This is a genomic window from Zunongwangia sp. L-65 (genome assembly GCF_056859415.1).
The window spans coordinates 1-2782 of record NZ_JBSXOK010000004.1 but is presented as its reverse complement, the minus strand read 5'-3'; the positions used below and the strand labels follow the sequence as shown (position 1 = coordinate 2782).

General features: G+C 40.7%; 5 protein-coding genes. All 5 read right to left on the bottom strand.

What is annotated here, in order from left to right; genetic code table 11:
- Positions 1 to 435: hypothetical protein (locus AC13DP_RS00070; RefSeq protein WP_483067074.1), on the bottom strand; the 435-nt coding region annotated here is incomplete at its 3' end.
- A gap of 85 nt (positions 436 to 520) precedes the next feature.
- Entirely contained in the window at positions 521 to 949 is a 429-nt protein-coding gene (locus AC13DP_RS00065; RefSeq protein WP_223091539.1) for a hypothetical protein, read from the bottom strand.
- Between the two features lie 12 nt (positions 950 to 961).
- Positions 962 to 1303 (bottom strand): DUF4134 domain-containing protein, encoded by a 342-nt coding sequence (locus tag AC13DP_RS00060; protein WP_223091540.1) that lies wholly within the window; start codon positions 1301 to 1303, stop codon positions 962 to 964.
- A 128-nt stretch (positions 1304 to 1431) separates the two neighbouring features.
- Positions 1432 to 1977 carry a hypothetical protein gene (locus AC13DP_RS00055; RefSeq protein ID WP_339810787.1) on the bottom strand — a complete coding sequence of 182 codons (546 nt, stop codon included), beginning with the start codon at positions 1975 to 1977 and terminating at the stop codon, positions 1432 to 1434.
- Between the two features lie 166 nt (positions 1978 to 2143).
- Positions 2144 to 2674 carry a hypothetical protein gene (locus AC13DP_RS00050; protein ID WP_223091542.1) on the bottom strand — a complete coding sequence of 177 codons (531 nt, stop codon included), beginning with the start codon at positions 2672 to 2674 and terminating at the stop codon, positions 2144 to 2146.
- Positions 2675 to 2782: the final 108 nt, after the last annotated feature.

Sequence of the window (2782 nt, the reverse complement as noted above, 5' to 3'; positions counted from 1 at the left end):
CCTTACAGCTTCACTAATAAAAATGCCGGAACCTGCTGAAGGTTCGTACAATCGTTTGGGTTGCAGGTTTTGTGCTGCCAGAACAGTATATAAAGTTTCGGGAACTACCTGCGGGGTATAAAAGGCGGTCAGCACACTATTGCGCAAAGAAGAAATGATATTCCTATATTGAGTTTCACTATAATTCTCTTTCAGCAGGTCATGAAGCTCCATAATCCCTGCATGGTGTTTCAGGTCTTCTTTGGTAGCGCCAGTGGTTGACCATTCTTCCTGTGTACCATAAGGATGTAGGATAGCCTTGATGCCTCCAAAACCTGAGAATTTTTTCAGGTTCGAGACTTCATCAGAATTTAGTTCCTTTCCGTCTTGATAGCTCAGGGCGATCCGGATCGCCCTGATATTGTCTTGTAGTTTTTCTGAAATATTGTAAGCCATATCCACACATTTTCATTCGCATAATTCCTCTATGGCTGAAAAGCTGTCATCTTTACTTGATGACCGGCTTTTTCCTTCTCAGTAGTTAATTGAGATACTCGTGTATCTGACCAATAACAGTATATCTCAATTGCCTGTCGTCTTCATTTTCTGTATTAAAGCCGTAACCGTCAAAAATGTCCTTGCAGTAAGCAATCAGGTTGACGACTTCATAGGTGAGCGTTCCGCTTTCCCGTAACCGCTCGTAGTCGGCAGTAAATTCTTCCTCAAGTATGGAAAGGAGGTAGTGGTAACGGGAAGGTTTAAGTTCTTCAGTCATCTGCTCCAGGCATAATTCCTCCACAACATAACCAGGTCGGTTTTCGGAAAGTAATTGTTCCGCCAAAGGCATAATATCCTTTACTTTTGAATCCAGATACGTGGTTACCGAATAGTCTTCCTGCAAATTGAACATCAATTCAGGATTGTTGTGGACGATAAACGCCCACAACTTTTCTTTTAATAGCGTCTGCATACTTCAGGAATTTTAGATACCGAAGAACGATTGGATCACGGTAGCCACAACCACCAGGAAAATACAACTGCCAAACCAGGCGGCAGCCACTTTGCCGGTATCCTGATCGCCATTGTTCCATTTTTGATACACTTTGACCGCCCCGATTAAGCCGAGGATCGCTCCCACGGCATACATCAGGTTGGTACCTGCGGCAAAGTAGCTGCGTACTTTGGTATTTGCTTCGTTAATTCCCTCAATACCATCCTGAGCATAAGCACTGTATTGAATGGCCAGTAATGCCATAACGGCACAAATGGTGATCACCTTTTTACGGTTAAACTTTGTTGTTTTCTTGCTGCACATTTTCATCATTCATCATATTTAGGTTACACTTAAATTTTTTAAAAAAAGCGGAACGCTTTCGCTGTCACTTACCCATCTTTTTCAATCACTTTTGCCCTTCGGCTCGGGGTTGGGCAGGAAAAGACGTTCCGCCGGGATTATTGCCGTTCTTCACTCCACAATGCATCCACTTCTTCCTCATTGAAGGCCACAATCCCTTGTTTTTCGCATTCCGATACAATCAGTTCATTTACTGAAGGGCGAAGCCCCGATGTTTTTACGGAGGGAAATTCTTTGAGGACAAGGCGTAGGTACTGCCTAAATTCTTCCTTGACAAGTTGTTTACCAAGCGCATCGGTAATGACCGTTTGGATCTTTTCGATCAGGTGTTCTACTTCTGCGAATTCGTCATCGGTCTCCTCATCGGTAGTTACCGAAGTATCTTTTGAAACTTCATTTTGCAAAGGTTCATTTTGCGGAAAACCAGATGGCTTTAAGGTAAGCTTTCGTTTGCCTGCTAACAGGGCTTTAAGGTCACTAGAAAAATACCGTACCCCAACAAACAAATAATAAATAGCTAGTAGTATGGCGACCGCCAACAGGTAGTCTGTCCATGAAATCTGGGTAAACATAAGCTGTTTTTTATCGTTACTATTAAGCCCATCAATCTTGTGACGGGGTTTTTCTATTAATTTCGATAACAAAGAAACGCACGAATGCAAGCTGCTACAAGTCCAACTTTTTGTTGGAACCTTTTTGTAACCATTGGAACCTTAGCGAAATAGATGTCTTTCGGGAAGAGATTATTCAAAAAAAAAGAGAACATTCTTAAAAAGTTCTCTTTTGTAACTATGATATGGAGGGATGATTTTATGGCTTTATCAATTTCCATTTACCATCTGTGAAAAGAAGTGCAGCGGAGCGGTTTATTGGTTTGGAAAAATCACGTTTCATCAAGGCCGAAAATGGAGTGATATTGGTACAGGTTACGGTATAAGTCACCGGGATAGTTGTTTTTCCATTGGATTCAGAACTATTTCCGAGTTTGATATCACTTATGGTTTCTTCTGCAATCTTTACTTTTTGAATGTCCAGCTTCCTTTCCTTTTCTGTAGGTTTGATCAGGTACCGCTGGGCTGCTTCGGTAAAAGAGATTAGTGGTGAACCGATATCTTTTAATTTTTGTGTTTTCTGAATAGTAACCATTCTTTTCTCATCAAGTTTTAAATCCAGCAACTTATTAGCATGAGCAGGATCGCTACAAAAGATTTCATAATCAATAGTACGTGGATAGTTCAGATCATCATTGATCATTTTTAAGACGGTCTCCTTATCAGGTTTTTGATTTGTTTGGCATCCAATAACAGGGATGATCATGAATATAAGAAATAGCTTTTTCATGGTATAGTGGTTTTAATATTCTTTGATTTTTTTAATAATCCGCTCTAATGTTTCAACGGCTATTTGTTTGTCACGTTCTTCTGCTACATAGGATTTGCTGCGCATGCC